At 54.6% G+C, this 14528-nt stretch carries 17 protein-coding genes and 3 tRNA genes; 5 read left to right on the plus strand and 15 right to left on the minus strand.

All coding sequences use genetic code 11. The features are described 5' to 3' along the window. Nucleotides 1-287: 287 nt before the first annotated feature. The 4 genes from C4N23_RS08380 to C4N23_RS08395 form a co-directional block, all read right to left on the minus strand. Nucleotides 288-361 (minus strand) — tRNA-His (locus tag C4N23_RS08380). 8 nt (nt 362-369) lie between these two features. After that, a tRNA-Arg gene (locus C4N23_RS08385) sits at nt 370-443 on the minus strand. 146 nt (nt 444-589) lie between these two features. After that, nucleotides 590-1129 carry a phosphatase PAP2 family protein gene (locus C4N23_RS08390; RefSeq protein WP_112145390.1) on the minus strand — a complete coding sequence of 180 codons (540 nt, stop codon included), beginning with the start codon at nt 1127-1129 and terminating at the stop codon, nt 590-592. 21 nt (nt 1130-1150) lie between these two features. Further along, a complete protein-coding gene (locus C4N23_RS08395) occupies nt 1151-1714 on the minus strand; it encodes a DUF1643 domain-containing protein (RefSeq protein ID WP_097840061.1) in 564 nt (187 codons plus the stop codon). A gap of 178 nt (nt 1715-1892) precedes the next feature. Between C4N23_RS08395 and C4N23_RS08400 the strand changes: the two genes are divergently transcribed. Genes C4N23_RS08400 through C4N23_RS08410 form a run of 3 tightly spaced genes read left to right on the plus strand, consistent with a single transcriptional unit; the run spans nt 1893 to nt 6029 of the window. Beyond that, on the plus strand, nt 1893-3818 hold the full coding sequence (locus tag C4N23_RS08400) for a BMP family ABC transporter substrate-binding protein (RefSeq protein WP_112145391.1): 1926 nt from the start codon (nt 1893-1895) through the stop codon (nt 3816-3818). Nucleotides 3819-3854: 36 nt separating this feature from the next. After that, nucleotides 3855-4517, plus strand: coding sequence for a metallophosphoesterase family protein (locus tag C4N23_RS08405; RefSeq protein WP_097840063.1), 663 nt, complete (start codon nt 3855-3857; stop codon nt 4515-4517). A gap of 15 nt (nt 4518-4532) precedes the next feature. After that, nucleotides 4533-6029: a carboxypeptidase M32 gene (locus C4N23_RS08410; RefSeq protein WP_112145393.1), complete on the plus strand. Its 1497-nt coding sequence runs from the start codon at nt 4533-4535 to the stop codon at nt 6027-6029. 106 nt (nt 6030-6135) lie between these two features. On the opposite strand, the gene C4N23_RS08415 is transcribed toward C4N23_RS08410, so the two are convergent. Further along, a complete protein-coding gene (locus C4N23_RS08415) occupies nt 6136-6459 on the minus strand; it encodes a DUF6465 family protein (RefSeq protein ID WP_055189738.1) in 324 nt (107 codons plus the stop codon). Nucleotides 6460-6641: 182 nt separating this feature from the next. Then, nucleotides 6642-7121 (minus strand): hypothetical protein, encoded by a 480-nt coding sequence (locus C4N23_RS08420; RefSeq protein ID WP_112145395.1) that lies wholly within the window; start codon nt 7119-7121, stop codon nt 6642-6644. A gap of 353 nt (nt 7122-7474) precedes the next feature. Between C4N23_RS08420 and C4N23_RS08425 the strand changes: the two genes are divergently transcribed. Continuing rightward, a tRNA-Leu gene (locus C4N23_RS08425) sits at nt 7475-7553 on the plus strand. A 64-nt stretch (nt 7554-7617) separates the two neighbouring features. Here C4N23_RS08425 and C4N23_RS08430 read toward each other — a convergent pair. The 9 genes from C4N23_RS08430 to C4N23_RS08470 all read right to left on the minus strand — a co-directional run bounded on the left by C4N23_RS08430 (nt 7618) and on the right by C4N23_RS08470 (nt 13976). Then, complete coding sequence (locus C4N23_RS08430; protein WP_112145397.1) at nt 7618-9114, minus strand: tyrosine-type recombinase/integrase; 1497 nt, start codon at nt 9112-9114, stop codon at nt 7618-7620. Between the two features lie 2 nt (nt 9115-9116). Continuing rightward, nucleotides 9117-9482, minus strand: coding sequence for a helix-turn-helix domain-containing protein (locus tag C4N23_RS08435; protein WP_112145399.1), 366 nt, complete (start codon nt 9480-9482; stop codon nt 9117-9119). Nucleotides 9483-9596: 114 nt separating this feature from the next. Further along, nucleotides 9597-10406, minus strand: a complete 810-nt coding sequence (locus tag C4N23_RS08440) for a DUF6551 family protein (protein ID WP_112145401.1) — start codon at nt 10404-10406, stop codon at nt 9597-9599. Then, nucleotides 10397-11071: a type II toxin-antitoxin system PemK/MazF family toxin gene (locus C4N23_RS08445; protein WP_097839050.1), complete on the minus strand. Its 675-nt coding sequence runs from the start codon at nt 11069-11071 to the stop codon at nt 10397-10399. Before C4N23_RS08445 ends, C4N23_RS08440 begins: the two co-directional genes overlap by 10 nt. An 86-nt stretch (nt 11072-11157) precedes the next feature. Continuing rightward, nucleotides 11158-11385: a hypothetical protein gene (locus C4N23_RS08450; protein ID WP_005927345.1), complete on the minus strand. Its 228-nt coding sequence runs from the start codon at nt 11383-11385 to the stop codon at nt 11158-11160. 375 nt (nt 11386-11760) lie between these two features. Beyond that, nucleotides 11761-12249, minus strand: a complete 489-nt coding sequence (locus tag C4N23_RS08455) for a sigma-70 family RNA polymerase sigma factor (protein ID WP_112145403.1) — start codon at nt 12247-12249, stop codon at nt 11761-11763. A gap of 536 nt (nt 12250-12785) precedes the next feature. After that, nucleotides 12786-13493, minus strand: coding sequence for an ImmA/IrrE family metallo-endopeptidase (locus tag C4N23_RS08460; protein ID WP_112145405.1), 708 nt, complete (start codon nt 13491-13493; stop codon nt 12786-12788). Beyond that, nucleotides 13493-13774: a hypothetical protein gene (locus C4N23_RS08465; protein WP_112145407.1), complete on the minus strand. Its 282-nt coding sequence runs from the start codon at nt 13772-13774 to the stop codon at nt 13493-13495. The genes C4N23_RS08460 and C4N23_RS08465 overlap by 1 nt, the downstream gene beginning before the upstream one ends. A gap of 43 nt (nt 13775-13817) precedes the next feature. After that, a complete protein-coding gene (locus C4N23_RS08470) occupies nt 13818-13976 on the minus strand; it encodes a hypothetical protein (RefSeq protein WP_242983758.1) in 159 nt (52 codons plus the stop codon). 145 nt (nt 13977-14121) lie between these two features. Between C4N23_RS08470 and C4N23_RS08475 the strand changes: the two genes are divergently transcribed. Further along, nucleotides 14122-14528 (plus strand): helix-turn-helix domain-containing protein (locus tag C4N23_RS08475; protein WP_242983759.1); only part of this gene is annotated, 407 nt, incomplete at its 3' end.

A 14528-nucleotide genomic window follows, 5' to 3' on the forward strand; every position in this document is an offset into this window, starting at 1 on the left:
TAGACATTCCTAGGGGTCTAGGACCCGCGGGCTAAGCGACAGCCCAGTGGGCTGATCGCTTGCGGTGCAATGCACCGCCGCCCTGTTCGAACCCCACAAGGCACTATAATAAAAAAAGATGCAGAAGCCCCGGTAGACATTCCTAAGGGTCTAGGACCCGCGGGCTAAGCGACAGCCCAGTGGGCTGATCGCTTACGGTGCAATGCACCGCCGCCCTGTTCGAACCCCACAAGGCACTGTGATAAAAAAAGATGCAGAAGCAATCGCTTCTGCATCTTTTTTGAGAGGGTGCCTTGTGGGATTCGAACCCACGGTCTCCAGATCCACAATCTGGCGCGTTAACCGACTACGCTAAAGGCACCACATAAATGCGCCCGAAGGGACTCGAACCCCCGGCCCACTGCTTAGAAGGCAGTTGCTCTATCCACCTGAGCTACGGGCGCACGTTGTTATCCCATTGGGTTCCTTATCTTGGACAGCGAGCCGTCGGCGGCGGGCTGCGAGAGATATAATACCATACCCATCCGGTTCTGTCAAGCAAAAATACCAATTTTTTTGAAATTTTTTCGCCGGGTGGGGCACGATGCGGTCAGAAAATCCACATTCCGACATAGCCAAGTGCAAAACCGAGAGCTGCCCCGGCGAGGACATCCCGCGGGAAGTGGACCCCGGCCAGCACCCGCAGCACACAGATGGCGGCGGCCACGACCACCATGGCGACCCCGGCGGCGGGATAGAAGTAGAGCCAGACCATTGCCAGCACCGCCGCGCTCAGGGCATGGCGGGAGGGGAAGGAATGGCCGTGGGTCTCCTTTTCCACCAGCGGAGTGAAGCCGGGTTGCTCATAGGGGCGGGGGAAGTTGAGCTTGGCCCGCAGCACCGTTCCGCCGAAGAAGACGAACCCCGGCACGAGAATGGCGCGGGCGATGAGCTGCATAAAATCAAGAGCGGTTTGGTTCAGCCCCACTTGCAGCAGCCGGAACCACTGGACGTTCAACAGCACGAGGAGCAACGGGTAGCAGACGAAGGGCACCGCCGGGAGCCAGCGGTTGAGGGCGATGACGGCCGTTCTGACCGCAGGGTGGGCCTCCATCCAGTGCAAAAGCTTCTGATAGCGTTCCGGTGTCATGGTGCAGCCCTCCTGAAAAAATCAAAAACAGGTGTCGAGATAGTTCTCCACATCAAAGGGTTCCGGGGTGGAATCCTTGCGCAGATAGAGGGGGTGGTGGGGGTGGCCCTTTTTGCTCCGCTTGCCAAAGGTGACCCACGGGATGTCCCGCTCACGGGTCAGGGCCACCATCTCCCGCATCAGGCTGGGCAGATAGTCCCGCTTCTCGATCAGGGTGCCCCATGCGGCCCACATGGTCGGCTCAGTCTCGGCGAGGACGGCCTTGAGCCAGCGCAGATTCTCGTGGCAGAGGGCCCGGTCGGGGGTCTTGTCCATATCGTTGGGGTCGGTGGCACGCTGGGGGTAAACATTGAACATGATCCAACTGTCGAACCCGTTGGCGGCGGCAAGGCGCTCCACACTTTTCAGGGTGGGGTCCAGCGCACCGGGCTGAGCGGTGCTGGGGTTGATGCCGATGCAGACCAGCGGATGTCTGCCCACCCGGCCCAGAACGTAGCGGTAGGGCTGGTAGGTGTGGGGTTCGTAATACCAGATGCCGCCGGGGTATTCGCCCGCTTCCAGACGGGGCAGCTGTTCCGTTTGCATAGTGACTACCTCTCAAAATTCGATCTTTCTATTTATCGTACCTGAAAAAAGAATGGAAATCAACACCTTTGGGGGAGAAAGTCTCCCACAAATCAAAATTTCATGGTATACTGTCCTTGGAGCCGTAGGCTCTGAAAAAAGGAAGATCAGCTTTGCATTCTTTGAAAGGAGTCTTGCTATGCTGGAAGATTATAAAAACGCTCTGCGCGCGGGTCAGCGCGCCTACCGTGCCTGTGTGGCGCGGGGCCAGTCGCCTTATCTGGAGGTGCTGGATGAGATCCTTTCCGGGGTGAATATCGTGGCGCAGGAGCCGCTGGGGCTGGTGGACATCCCTGCCGAGAGCATCGTGGGCACCAAGACCAACGGCCGCCACACGGCCTTTGCGGCAAACTTCATGCCCCTGCTGGACGAAGGCACCGAGTTCGCGGTCAAGTGGTCGAACCTGTGCGACGCCCACTTGGAAGAGGGCATCCACACCCCCATCATCGCCTACGAATACCTGAACCGGTTCTATGTGCAGGAGGGCAACAAGCGGGTGTCTGTCCTCAAATATTACGAGGCCGTCACCATCCCCGGCACCGTGACCCGGCTGATCCCGGAGCGGAACGACACGCTGGAAAATAAAATTTACTACGAGTTCCTCGATTTCTATAAACTGTCCAAGGTGAACAACGTCCGCTTCTCGAAGCTGGGCGGCTACGCCAAATTGCAGACGCTGGTCTGCAAAGCGTCGGAGGAAGCGTGGAGCGACGACGACCGGCTGAACTTCTCGGCGCTGTACACCATGTTCAGCCAGCAGTTCTACGCGCTGGGCGGTTCGGCCCTGAACCTGACCCCCGGCGACGCGCTGCTGGTGTATCTGTCGGTCTACCGGTATTCGGATGCGTGCCAGTCCACCCCGGCGCAGGTGCGGGAAAACCTTTCGCGACTGTGGGATGAGATCAAGATCCTGACGGAGCCCCACGCCGTCCAGCTCTCGCTGGAGCCGAAACCGGGCAGCGAGCCGCTGCTGAGCAAGCTGAACATCTTTGCCCAGAAGCCCAGCCAACTGAAAGTGGTGTTCCTGCACGAGTACGATGCCAAGACGAGCGCGTGGGTGCGGGGCCACGAAAAGGGCATTGAGGCCCTGAAAGCCGAATTCGGGGACCGGCTCCTCATCACCAACCGGGAGAACATTTCCCCGGAGGTGGACGCGGAGCAGATCTTGGAAGAGGTGGCCCACGACAACGCAGATGTAGTGTTCACCACCAGCATCCGGATGCGGCCGGCCTGTTTGAAGGTGGCGGCTCAGCACCCTAAAACGAAGTTCCTGAACTGCTGCCTCAACACGCCGCACCCGCTGGTGCGCACCTATTACCCCCGCACCTACGAGGTGAATTACCTGCTGGGTATGCTGGCGGGCATCCTCTCCAAGACCGACCGGGTGGGCTATGTGGCCGCGAACCCGGTCTACGGTGTGCCCGCGGCGGTCAACGCCTTCGCGCGCGGTCTGCGGGCGGTGCGGCCGGACGCCCATGTGGTGCTGCGCTGGGCCTGTGCGCCGGTGGAGGGACAGCCGCTGAACTTCTCCGACCGACAGGATATCACCCTGCTCTACACCCGCAGCAGCAGCGAGCCGGCGGGCTGTAACCGGGACTATGGCCTGTGCCGACGCTTGCCGGACGGCAGCTTGCAGCCGGTGGCTCTGCCGGTGTGGAAGTGGGAAGTGTTCTATATCGGCATCATCCGCTCCATCTTCAACGGCACATGGGGGAGCGAAGCCAGCGGCAAGGCCGTGAACTACTGGTGGGGCCTCCAGAGCGACGCCGAGCGGGTGGACTACTACGAGGAGCTGGCGGGCGGCACCGCCCAACTGCTGAACCTCATCGCCGAGGCGCTCCAGAAGCATGAGCTGGCCATCTTCCCGGCGGGCGGGCTCTACGCACAGGGCCATGTGAAAAAAGTGCCGCAGGGCGACAATTACACCCCCAAGGAACTGATGGAAATGGATTGGCTGGGCGAGTGTGTGGAAGGAGCGCTGCCGCAGTACGAAGATCTGGATGTGAAGACCCGCGGCCTGATCGCCATCAACGGGCTGGGCAGCCTGAAAGGGATGCCGCTGTAACCAGCGTAAAATTCAACAGAATGGAGCATTGCGGACGTGAAGATACTTGCGATTTCGGATACCCCCTCCAAAGCACTGTGGGATTACTGCACCAAGGAGCGGCTTGCGGGGATCGACCTGATCCTCTCCTGCGGCGACCTGCCGAAGAAATACCTCGAATATCTGACCAATTTTACAGCGGCCCCCATTTTATATGTCCACGGCAATCACGACGGCAGCTACCGCCAAGGGGAGCCGGGCGGCTGCATCTGCGTGGACGATGAAATTTATATCTGGAAAGGGCTGCGGATCATGGGGCTGGGCGGCTGCATCCGCTATAACAAAGACCCGGAAGCCTACCAGTACACCGAAAGGGAGATGCGCAGCCGGGTGCGGAAGCTCTGGTTCAAGGCTCACCGGGCGGGCGGCATCGATCTGCTGCTGACCCACTCCCCGGCCAGCGGGATCAACGACGGCTTTGACAAGGCGCACAAAGGCTTCGTCTGCTTCAACGACCTGCTGGAAGAGTATCGGCCCAAGTGGTTCGTGCATGGGCATATCCACCTGAGTTACGATGCCAAACTCCCCCGCGTATGCAGCCACGGCCCGACCACGATCATCAATGCCACCGAGCGATATGAGTTTGAGATCCCCGACCCGGACCCGGCAGCGCGGCGGAAATTTTTTTGGAAAAACCCGGCCTTCCCGACCGAGAACTGAAAAGGAGAACGACCCATGGAATTGACCGAAAAGCTGGTGCAGCTGGATGCGCTGCAAAAGAAGCTGTATGCCTTCACCTGCGCGGAGAGCTCGCTGTATCTGGATTCCGTGACGGTAGCCCCAAAGAACACTGCCGAGGGCCGCGGCGTGGCCCTGAGCATTCTGGCCGGAGAGCATCAGAAGCTGCTGACCGCCCCGGAGACCAAGGCACTGCTGGATGAGCTGGCCGCCGAACAGGACAAGCTTGACCCCCTCCACAAGCGGGAGGTGGAGCTGCTGCGCCGCGAGTGCGAAAAGATGACCCGCATCCCGGCGGAGGAGTATATGGCCTACACCGAGCTGACCAACCGGGCCAGCGATGTCTGGCATAAGGCCAAGGAAAACAACGATTTCGCCTCCTTCTGCCCCATTTTGCAGGAGCTTGTGGACTACAACCGGAAATTTGCGGTCTACTACGACGCTGAAAAGGCCCCCTATGACGCCCTGCTGAACGAGTACGAGCGCGGGGTGGATTCAAAGCAGCTGGATGCCTTCTTCGACACGCTGCGGGAGGGCATCGTGCCGCTGATCCGGGCCATCGGGGAAAAGCCTCAGATCGACGACAGCTTCCTGCATCTGGAATACCCGGCCGACCGGCAGAAGGCTTTTGCCGACTATCTCATGGAGGTCATGGGCATCGACCGCAGCCACTGCGGGCTGGGGGAGACGGAGCACCCCTTTACGCTGGAGTTCAACAACAAGGATGTCCGCATCACCACCAACTACGACCTGCACAATGTGGCGTCCTCCATGTACTCCGTCCTCCACGAGGGCGGCCATGCCCTGTATGAGCTGGGCATTCGGGACGACTTGCAGTACACCTGCCTGACCGGCGGCGTCTCCATGGGCGTCCATGAGAGCCAGTCCTGCTTCTACGAGAACCTCATCGGCCGGTCCCGCGCCTTCGTGGGGGTCATCTACCCCAAGGTGCAGGAATTCTTCCCGGAGCAGCTGGGCCATGTGACGGCGGAGCAGTTCTACCGCGCCATCAATAAGGTGGAGCCCAGCCTCATCCGCACCGAGTCCGACGAGCTGACCTATTGTCTGCACATCATGGTGCGGTACGAGATCGAAAAGCAGCTCATCGCCGGGACGCTGCAGGCAAAGAACGTTCCCGCCGCGTGGGCGAAGCTGTATCAGGAATATCTGGGCGTGGAGGTCCCCAATGACCGCGAGGGCTGTCTGCAGGACAGCCACTGGTCCGGCGGCTCCTTCGGCTATTTCCCGTCCTACGCGCTGGGCAATGCGTACGGCGCCCAGATGCTGCACAACATGGAGCAGGAGTTCGACGTATTTGGACAGGTGGCGAGGGGCAGCCTCTCCGGCGTGACCGGCTGGCTGCGGGAACATGTCCACCAGTACGGGCAGCTGCTGGAGCCTGCCGCTATCGTGAAGAATGCGTGCGGCGAATTTGACCCGCATTACTACCTCGATTACCTGACCCGGAAGTATACCGAGCTGTACAACTTATAATAGGGCAAACCAAAAGCGGCACCGGAAAACGTTCGAAACGTTCCGGTGCCGCTTTGCTTTCGCAGTGGAGCCATCTCAGTTGTGGGAACGGATGGGGCACAGTTGGTCACAGGGGAAGCTTGCCGCTGACCTTGTTGACGACATAGTAAGCCGCTTCCTCTTCGGGCTTGATATACACCTTGCAGGACTGGACGCCGACTTTGTGGGTCAGGCGGTAATCGGCCTTGGCGCGGTCCACGAGGTCGGTGATGTTATACTGCTTGCCGGAATATTCCACATAGACTTCCGGTGCCAGCGGCGGGCGGCCGCGATGGGCGGTCTTGCCGGTCTTGGTGGTGGGTTTTGCTGCCTTGTCCGCTTTGGCAGCTTTGCGTGTGGCCTTTTCTGCAGCAGGAGCGTCTGCCACAACAGCGGGCTTTTTCTCAGACATGAGTTCAACCTTCTTTCTCAAATGATCTGCGCTGCACACAGCGCCCGATGACCCCGATGAAAAGAAATCATTTCAAACGGTAACATATAACTATATAATAGTTTCTTCTGTTTCGTTTGTAAAGAGGTTTTTCGAAAAAATGCCTGAATAATGCAAGAATCAGCGTGAATTTCCCCAAAAAGTTACCCGCGGCATAGCTCTTGGGCGCGCGGAACGATGGAGGACAGCATGGTTGTATCCCAGTCCTCCGCGAGGACAAATAGGTCGTTCCGAATTTCGTCTGCGATCCGCTCGGTGCTGCGGCGCTGTGCCAGCGCGAAAAGTGCTGCCAGAAGTTCGAGCTTCAGGGTGCGAACCTCGGCCGGCGCGTTCCACAGCCGGGCAAGGTCGTAGTTGTCCGTGTTGCCGCAGCGCATGGTGCAGTTGGCGCAGTTGGGGGCGACCCGGTGTTTCTCAGTCTCCACGATGTTTCGCATCCGCTCCAGCGCGGTGGTGTCGGCCTCCGGCTTTGCCGCCAGCCGCAGCCCGGCGGCAAGCACATGGTCGGTGTCCTCGGTCTTGGGCTCGTTGACCGTGGAGCGGGCCAGCCCCACCAGTGCGCCCAGTAAAAGATCCCGCTGCTGCTGCGCAGCTGTCACGGGAGAAGAAAGCAAAGTGCTCATAACGAAACTCCTTTTGCGGGAAATGCCCGCAGAATGATAGCATCAGTATACACGAAAGTGCCCAAGAAAAACAAGACGTTCCGCCCGTTTGGAAAAATTTCGATTTGAATCTTGATTTTAGCGCGAAAATGGATTATAATATCACTGTTCTGTTTTGAATAAGATAAGCCGGTGTGTCGGAATGGCAGACGAGGGGGACTCAAAATCCGCTTCGTGATTTTTCATGTCTGTGCAGGAAATCCACGAGTATTCGTTGAATTTTGAAAGTTTGTCGAAGCAGGATTTCTTACATCCCTCCTGAACATCCCTCCAATCTTCGGAAACCGGTACTAATGTCCCAAAATTGAATATAAGCCGATGTGGCGGAATGGCAGACGCAAACGACTCAAAATCGTTCGGGAAACCATGTGGGTTCGAGTCCCACCATCGGCACTCCATCATAAAACAGCTTAGAATCGAAAGATTTTAGGCTGTTTTTCTTTTTCTACTCAGTTCCTTATACTTTGGTGTTTTCTGGGAAGATGTTGACGATTGCATTCGCCGAGGACACCTTGCTGGAGAAATCCAGATGTGTATAAATGTTGCTTGTTGTGCTGATGTCACTGTGACCGAGCCACTCCTGAATCTCCTTCAGGCTCACGCCATTGGCATAGAGCAGACTGGCACAACTATGGCGCAGATCGTGAAAGCGGATACGCTTCATCTGGTGTGCGACCAGAAAATCCGGGAAATGCTGACTCAGAAAGTCGGGCCGAATCCGCTTTCCAATCGGGTCTACATAGATATAGTCAAGATAATCGTTGCAATAGCTTTTGCCGCAGACCTTCCGATTCTGCTCCTGCTCCTTTTTCATTTTATTGAGCATCTGCTCACAGGCAGGGATTAGGGGAAGTGTCCGGCAGCTCGACTTTGTTTTTGTCTTATCTCGTGCGATTTCCGTTACCGTTCCGTTGACCTTTGCGGTCACAACCGTATGCTGAATGCTGATTTTCTTGTTCTCAAAGTCAATGGCATCCCATTTCAAACCAACAATTTCACTGCGCCGCAGCCCGTAGAATGCAGCCATGATGACGCCAAACTCCGAAGGGTCACCTTGAATCACCTTGAAAAGTTGCTCCAGTTCTTCACCACTGTAAATCTCCGACTTGAACTTTTCCTTACGAGGACGTTCAACGCGATCTGCCGGGTTGGAACGGATCATGCCGATTTGAAAAGCATACTGTAAGCATTTGCGGATGTTGGCGTGATAGTGAATGACGGTGTTTGCCGTAAGGCCACGATCCAACTCATGCTGGTAGAAGTCTTGGATGTATTTGGGATGCTGTTCCATATCCTGTAATGTATAGTGGAGCGGTTCAAAATATGGGACGATCTTGTGAATGATTGCTCTTTCATAGCTGGCATAGGTTGTGATTTCCACTCGTGACTTCATCATTTTCAACCAGTCCGTGATGAAGTCGGTGAAAAGTACCGGGGAGTTATCAAGGCAGGGGTCAACTTCTTTGATGGGGCTGACCTTCAGCCAATTATTGGCAACGGCATATTGCAGGGCATCGGTCAACTCCTTGTGCCAATCAAGAAGCTGCTGTACACTGGCCTCCTCCTGCTGACGCTCATAGCGGAAGAACGTTTCCAGATCGCGCGGAGAGAGTGCTTTCAAAGACAGCCGCTTCTTTTCAAAGTATGGGACAACTACTCTTCCCAGATCATAAGCATATCTGCCATAGGTTTCGGGCGGAAGGTTCATCACACTTTCCCGAAGCCAGCGGTTCAGATATTCCGATACCGGCAGGTCGGAAACCTGCTGCATCGTTTCAGGGTTAAACTCTTTTTGTGTTTTACGCAACAGAGATTCAGCTCTTTTTTTGTTTCCTTTAACCGGAAGTCCTGTGCTGATGGATTTGGTTCTGCGCTTTCCATTTGTGTCTTTCCAGCTCAGAATCATCTGATACATACCGTTTTGTTCTCTTAAATGTCCGGCCACATTTGTCATAGTTATGCTCCTTTCTGTTCGCAGCCAAACGTCCTTTGCTTAGGCATCATAAGTTTAGAAGATTCTGGGGTGTTTTGCAAGGATGGCGCAAGAGAGTTTGATAGGCGCATCCCTCCAAGTTGCCGATTCTGATCGATCAGGTACTCTACCACGCAGAGTTTTGGTATCTTATAACTGCGTCCTACACGCGCCGAGTGGATCTTATTCTGCTTGACCAGCAGATACGCATTCTTCCGGCAGATGCCAAGCATTTCCTGAAGAATGTCTACGGATACCACATCCGGGTAATCCTTGAACATCATCATGTACCGCTCCGTCTTGCGGTCGGGCTCTTCCTGAATCAAAGTGCAGGCTGCGATCTCGCTCATTCCTGTCCTCTCCTTTCCAGTTCAATATGTCAATTATTTGAAAGAAAATACTATATGTAAAGAACGATGGTCTTTTCCGGGTACCATCGCCCTTGCCAAAGGAGATATTTGAGTTTAGAACTTCATCGGCAGCGCGTCTTTCCTGCACTTGCCGTTGTAGGTGGTGTAGATGGGATAAACGTACCGCCGCCAGCCCGGAAGCTTGGCGGGGTTATCCCGGCTGATACGGTAGAGCTCCATGGGATGGACGCCGCTCAGCGCACGGACAAGCCGCTCCGCGCTGTACTGCCCGTGGTACAGCTGTACAAAGTACATCACGCCCCGCAGGACAGCCGCCCGGAAGGAATCCGGTCTGCCCTCCCACGCTTCCACGATGTGCCGCAGAGCTTCGCAGTAGATTTCTTCGCCCAGCTGGTCGTACAGCTTCAGCGCCGTGCCCACGCAGCTGATACGGTAGTCGCTCAGCTGCATGCTGTCGTAGTTGAGGGACAGCCCCACCCGGTTGGTGGCTGCGACAAACGCCTTGGAAGGCGCATCGCCGCCCACTACCTTGGCGCGCAGCTTGATGCCCGCCGACAGGGGTGCGGCGTGACCGTTCTGCTCCGCAAAGAGCAGGGCTTCCTGCTCCATCGTCAGGCCGGTGTAGACCTTGCAGAGGATCGGGCGGTCCGCGCCACCGTTGAGGAGGATGCAGCCCTCGATGGTGTGCTGCCCGTCCATCACATAGTATCTGCCGTTGCGGAAGCTGACCTTCGGCTCGTTAACGATGTACTCATTGAAGTCTCTGGCGATCAGCTCCACCCGCTTGCGCTCCACGCCCCGCTGGTAGATCTCGCGGGGATAGATCAGCTTGCTGCTGTGGATGACCGAAAGCTGGTACGGCGGGTTGATACCAATGAAAGTATTGTTTTCGTTCAGGCGCATCGCATTTCCTCCTTAATTCTCCAAATGTACTTCTCGGCTTCCTCTAAGATCTCAGCCACCTGCTGCTTACGCTTCGGGCTGGTGAGCAGGCTGGGATTGAAGGTGAAGCTGTATTCCAACCGCTGGATCATGGCATGAACCGCGGATTGCAACTCGGTGTACAGCATCATTTCCTCGATGCTTCCGGCGTTCTCAAAAGACGATTTGATGGGCGTATAGGGGTAGACAGGTGGTTTGCCATCCACCACCTCAGGCGGCGCGTAAAGCGCCGTAGAGCGCCGGATAGGCTCCATCTGCTGGATGCTGCCCATGGGGTTCAGCGCAAGGCTGATACGCACTGCATCATCCACCCTGCGCATCTCCTCCGGGGTCAGATGCCCCAGATACTTCAGCGCCCGGCTCTTGTCGATGGTGAAGATCTGCTCTGCCTGCACAACGGACGGCATATTCAACCCTGCGTTTTCCAACAGGCAGTGGGTCGGCTGGTTTACTTTCTTTTCCGCCTTGCTTGTCATGGTCGCAACGATCAGGGTCGGAGAGTGATAGTTGCCCACGTCATTCTGAAGAATGACCGCCGGACGGTCACCGCACTGTTCCGAACCGGTGCTCGCCCCGAAATGGGTGAAGAAGATGTCTCCGCGTTGGAATTTCCAGTTTTGCTGCAAAATTGTACCTCCATGTTGTTATGTGCAAAGCCCGCTGCCGGATGTTCCGCAGCGGGCTTCGTTCACGGTATGGTGGTATGGTTGGATCAGCGGTGCATGACCACATAATCGTAGCCGCGCCGCATCTGGCAGACGGTGCAGGTGTCCATGCTCCGGTCTGCGCTGGGTACAAGTGCGATCTTGAATGCCTTTGCATCCACAAAGTGCCGCAGACAGGTACCGCAGAGGGTGCGGATGGACTTGACCATCTCAGGGGTCAGCTCCATCTCCTCGTAGATCTCCTGCTCGCGCACCGTGGGGTTCAACTCATCCATAAAAGTGTCCTCCTATATGTATCAAAGTGGATATTCGGATAAAGAATAAATTGGGATACGTAAAAAACGGAAACTGCCGGATGCGCAAAAACGTACCCGGCAGTTCCCGGATCAATATGATTAAAGGTCTCGCATATTCGCCCTCGGCCCCCTACGAGTGGGGCATAAACATCTGGCAGCGGACTTGTACCGCTTCATTGGCATTTCAGCCACCCCGTCTGCTTTGTGACCGGGCCGCGAATTACGGAAGTATCATTATCGGAGTACCAGATGACGGAACTATTCAGTTTTCAAGGACCATGAAGTCGGACGCTTTGCCCTGCGGCAGATGCCGCTTGGGAAATTGTCCCTTCACTTACGAGCCATCGAGAAGGGTCAATCCATAGCATCAAAATCAAACTTTTTCAAAAAATTAGTAATTCTCTTGATTTTGATACTAATAGTTGGCTGCGACACCCCCAACACTTTAGAAATTTCAGTGACGGTGTAGCCCTCATAGGTGTAGAGCGTCAAAAGTTTGAGATCGTCTTCCGATAACTTTTCAAGAGCAGACAGCAACCGCTCATTCTCTATTTCGCCAATCCATCCAAAGCGACTCTTGGTTTCGTGGTAGGTATCCGTTACCGTGATCGCAGCCTCATATTGCTTAAAATCAGCTGCTTTCCTTGCGTCTTTGTCATCATCGCCATCACAAACTGCCACCGTGTTGGCATCATAGGCGCGTTCACTGTTCAGGACGTCCAGATCAAACTCATACATCGCCTGAATTGCCTCTTTGCTCATTCCGGCTTCGCGGTACTGCACACGGAGGTGCTCCCACTTTGCGTTCAGCTTGCGACGTTCATTACCATTATTGAAACTCATGTGAAGCCTCCAAATTTTCGATAAAGCGTAAAAAGTCGAAAATTTGGAAGGCTACGGATATTTCGCCGCTTGGGGCATCCACGAAAAACGGACAAACATAAAGCCTGCTCCTTTTTACGGGAGCAGGCTACCTGAAGGCTAAAAAAATAGCCGGACAACCAACTAACAGAGCGGTTCTAAAGCAGAATCACTCTATCAGCTGTTGCCCGGCTATTTGGTGCGCGTTTCATACATTGCCTTGCGGCAATGGCCCGTTGCTCGGTGACGAACAGTCCATATTCAGGGTGCAATGCACCCGATTTTTGAAATTGTGTTTTGCCTATAAAGCAATCAACGCCTGCGATAGGCTAAATCAACCGTTGCTACGTTGCCGCACTTGAGGCACTTTATGCGGATAGTGCCTGAACAGCTCTCATCTTTTTGGTAGAGCTTGTGTCCGCAAACGGGGCAAAACCTCCAGCCGATGCTGAATTGTGCCTGCTGTATATTGCTCAGCGGTTTATTTTTAAAAGGACGATTATTTGACTGAATCATGTTTATTCTCCAAATCGGATGATGTCCAATGGATGGCAGTGGATGGGTTTGCCTTTTATGACCTGCATCTGCTGTAGTCTGATCCTGATAGCAGACCACGATACTCCCATCCGCACAGCCATCTCCAGAATTTTTTCATAGTTCGGGTCAGATGCGGATTTGTATAGGATTCCATTCGGCAGGCACAGCACTGCCCGTTCTATTTCGGCGTTGACCAGAAATGTCGGCATCAGCAACTCTGCTGCAAGGGTGTTTGCCTGCCATTCTTCCCATGAGGGTTGTCCGTTTCGTTCCCGATAGGCAATGTGCCCACGGCACTTGACTGCTTTTCCATAGTCGTTCGGGAACAGGTCAGCTAAAATCTGGTGTGCCGCCTCATGCGCTATCGTGAAATTCCGGCATCCGGTGCAGCCGTCTGCCGCAAGGGCAGAATCGATCACAACGTCCTTCGGCATGAATATCTCTACAAGCTTTGTACCATCCCCTAAAGTTACGGTAAAACCGCATCTTTGAAAAACGGTCAGTCCGAGGACGCTGCCATCGCTACATAGCGGCAGCATTTTCACATTCAGCCCAAGAACAGCGCTTGCAAGCCGTTCAGGGTCAATGGGTTCCGGGGCATCTTTGCTGATCCCGAAGCGGGTATAGTACTGGTCGATATACTTACCCGCTATGCGCGAAAGGTCTGCGCGGGATAAGTACCTTGCCATTACGAAGCACGGCTTTCCGGCACAGAGCAGTAGACTTCCACGAACCACTTGCCCTGCTCAAGCCAAAGATTTCGCTTCTGCCCGCAGATCAGGCAGGTGAAGCAGTGACCTTTTCCGCCAAGGCGCGATGTGCCATGCCTGACTGCCAAAACACGGTCAATTCCATAAGTGCGAGTCTTGTCATAGTTTATGGCAAGAGGACGGATCTTACCGTCAGGAGTAAAACGAACATCCACTTCGACGTATCTTTTCTCACGGCGAAGGTTGTAATCACCACACATCAGAATTCCTCCTTTTTGCAGATTTATCAGAATGCAGCGTGTATTACTTGCGAATCATACTGCGTGCCACGAGCTGCTTTTCGTTTAACAGAGGAACGGACACTGTATGCTTTTTCCGCTCATCCATAGAGCAGGTTACTGCTTTGCACAGACGGCATTTTGTCCAGCCGTCGGTTGCATCAAGATCTACATCATAGTTCATGGTTCCGCACATCGGGCATCTTAAATTTTCTTTTCTCATATTATCACCTCTCAAAAACGCCAAATATACACGATTTCGGTCCAGAATCAACACCAAAAAGCTGTTATTTGCGGATTTGATTCGATTATACACCCACTTTATGGAGATGTCAATTGCGCATTTGTCGCCATTTTGGAGATTTCTTGTTGATTTCTTATCTTTTCTATACTATAGTAGAGCTACCGGATCACAAAGGAGTGTTCTTGCTATGAAAAAGAAAACTGCGCTCACCAAAATGCACATAGCCCCATCTACGGTGTGCTATGATGCAGTCGCCGCAAGGGATAGTAATGAGGTTGGTCTGATTCTCGCAGCTGTACGAAAAAGGAATGGCTGTTCACTTGTAACTTTCTCCGAACTTCTCCGCCACTATGGCGTCGATGTCAGTGATAAAGGAATCAGCAAATGGGAAAAAGGCTATACCACTCCTAGCATCTATCAACTAGTTGCAATCTGCTACGCATTGAACATCAAGGAGGGTCCTTCCTACTTTACAAAGAACTTTCAGAAACC

Origin of the sequence: Faecalibacterium hattorii (genome assembly GCF_003287455.1) — a bacterium.
In the GTDB taxonomy this organism is placed as follows: domain Bacteria; phylum Bacillota; class Clostridia; order Oscillospirales; family Ruminococcaceae; genus Faecalibacterium; species Faecalibacterium hattorii.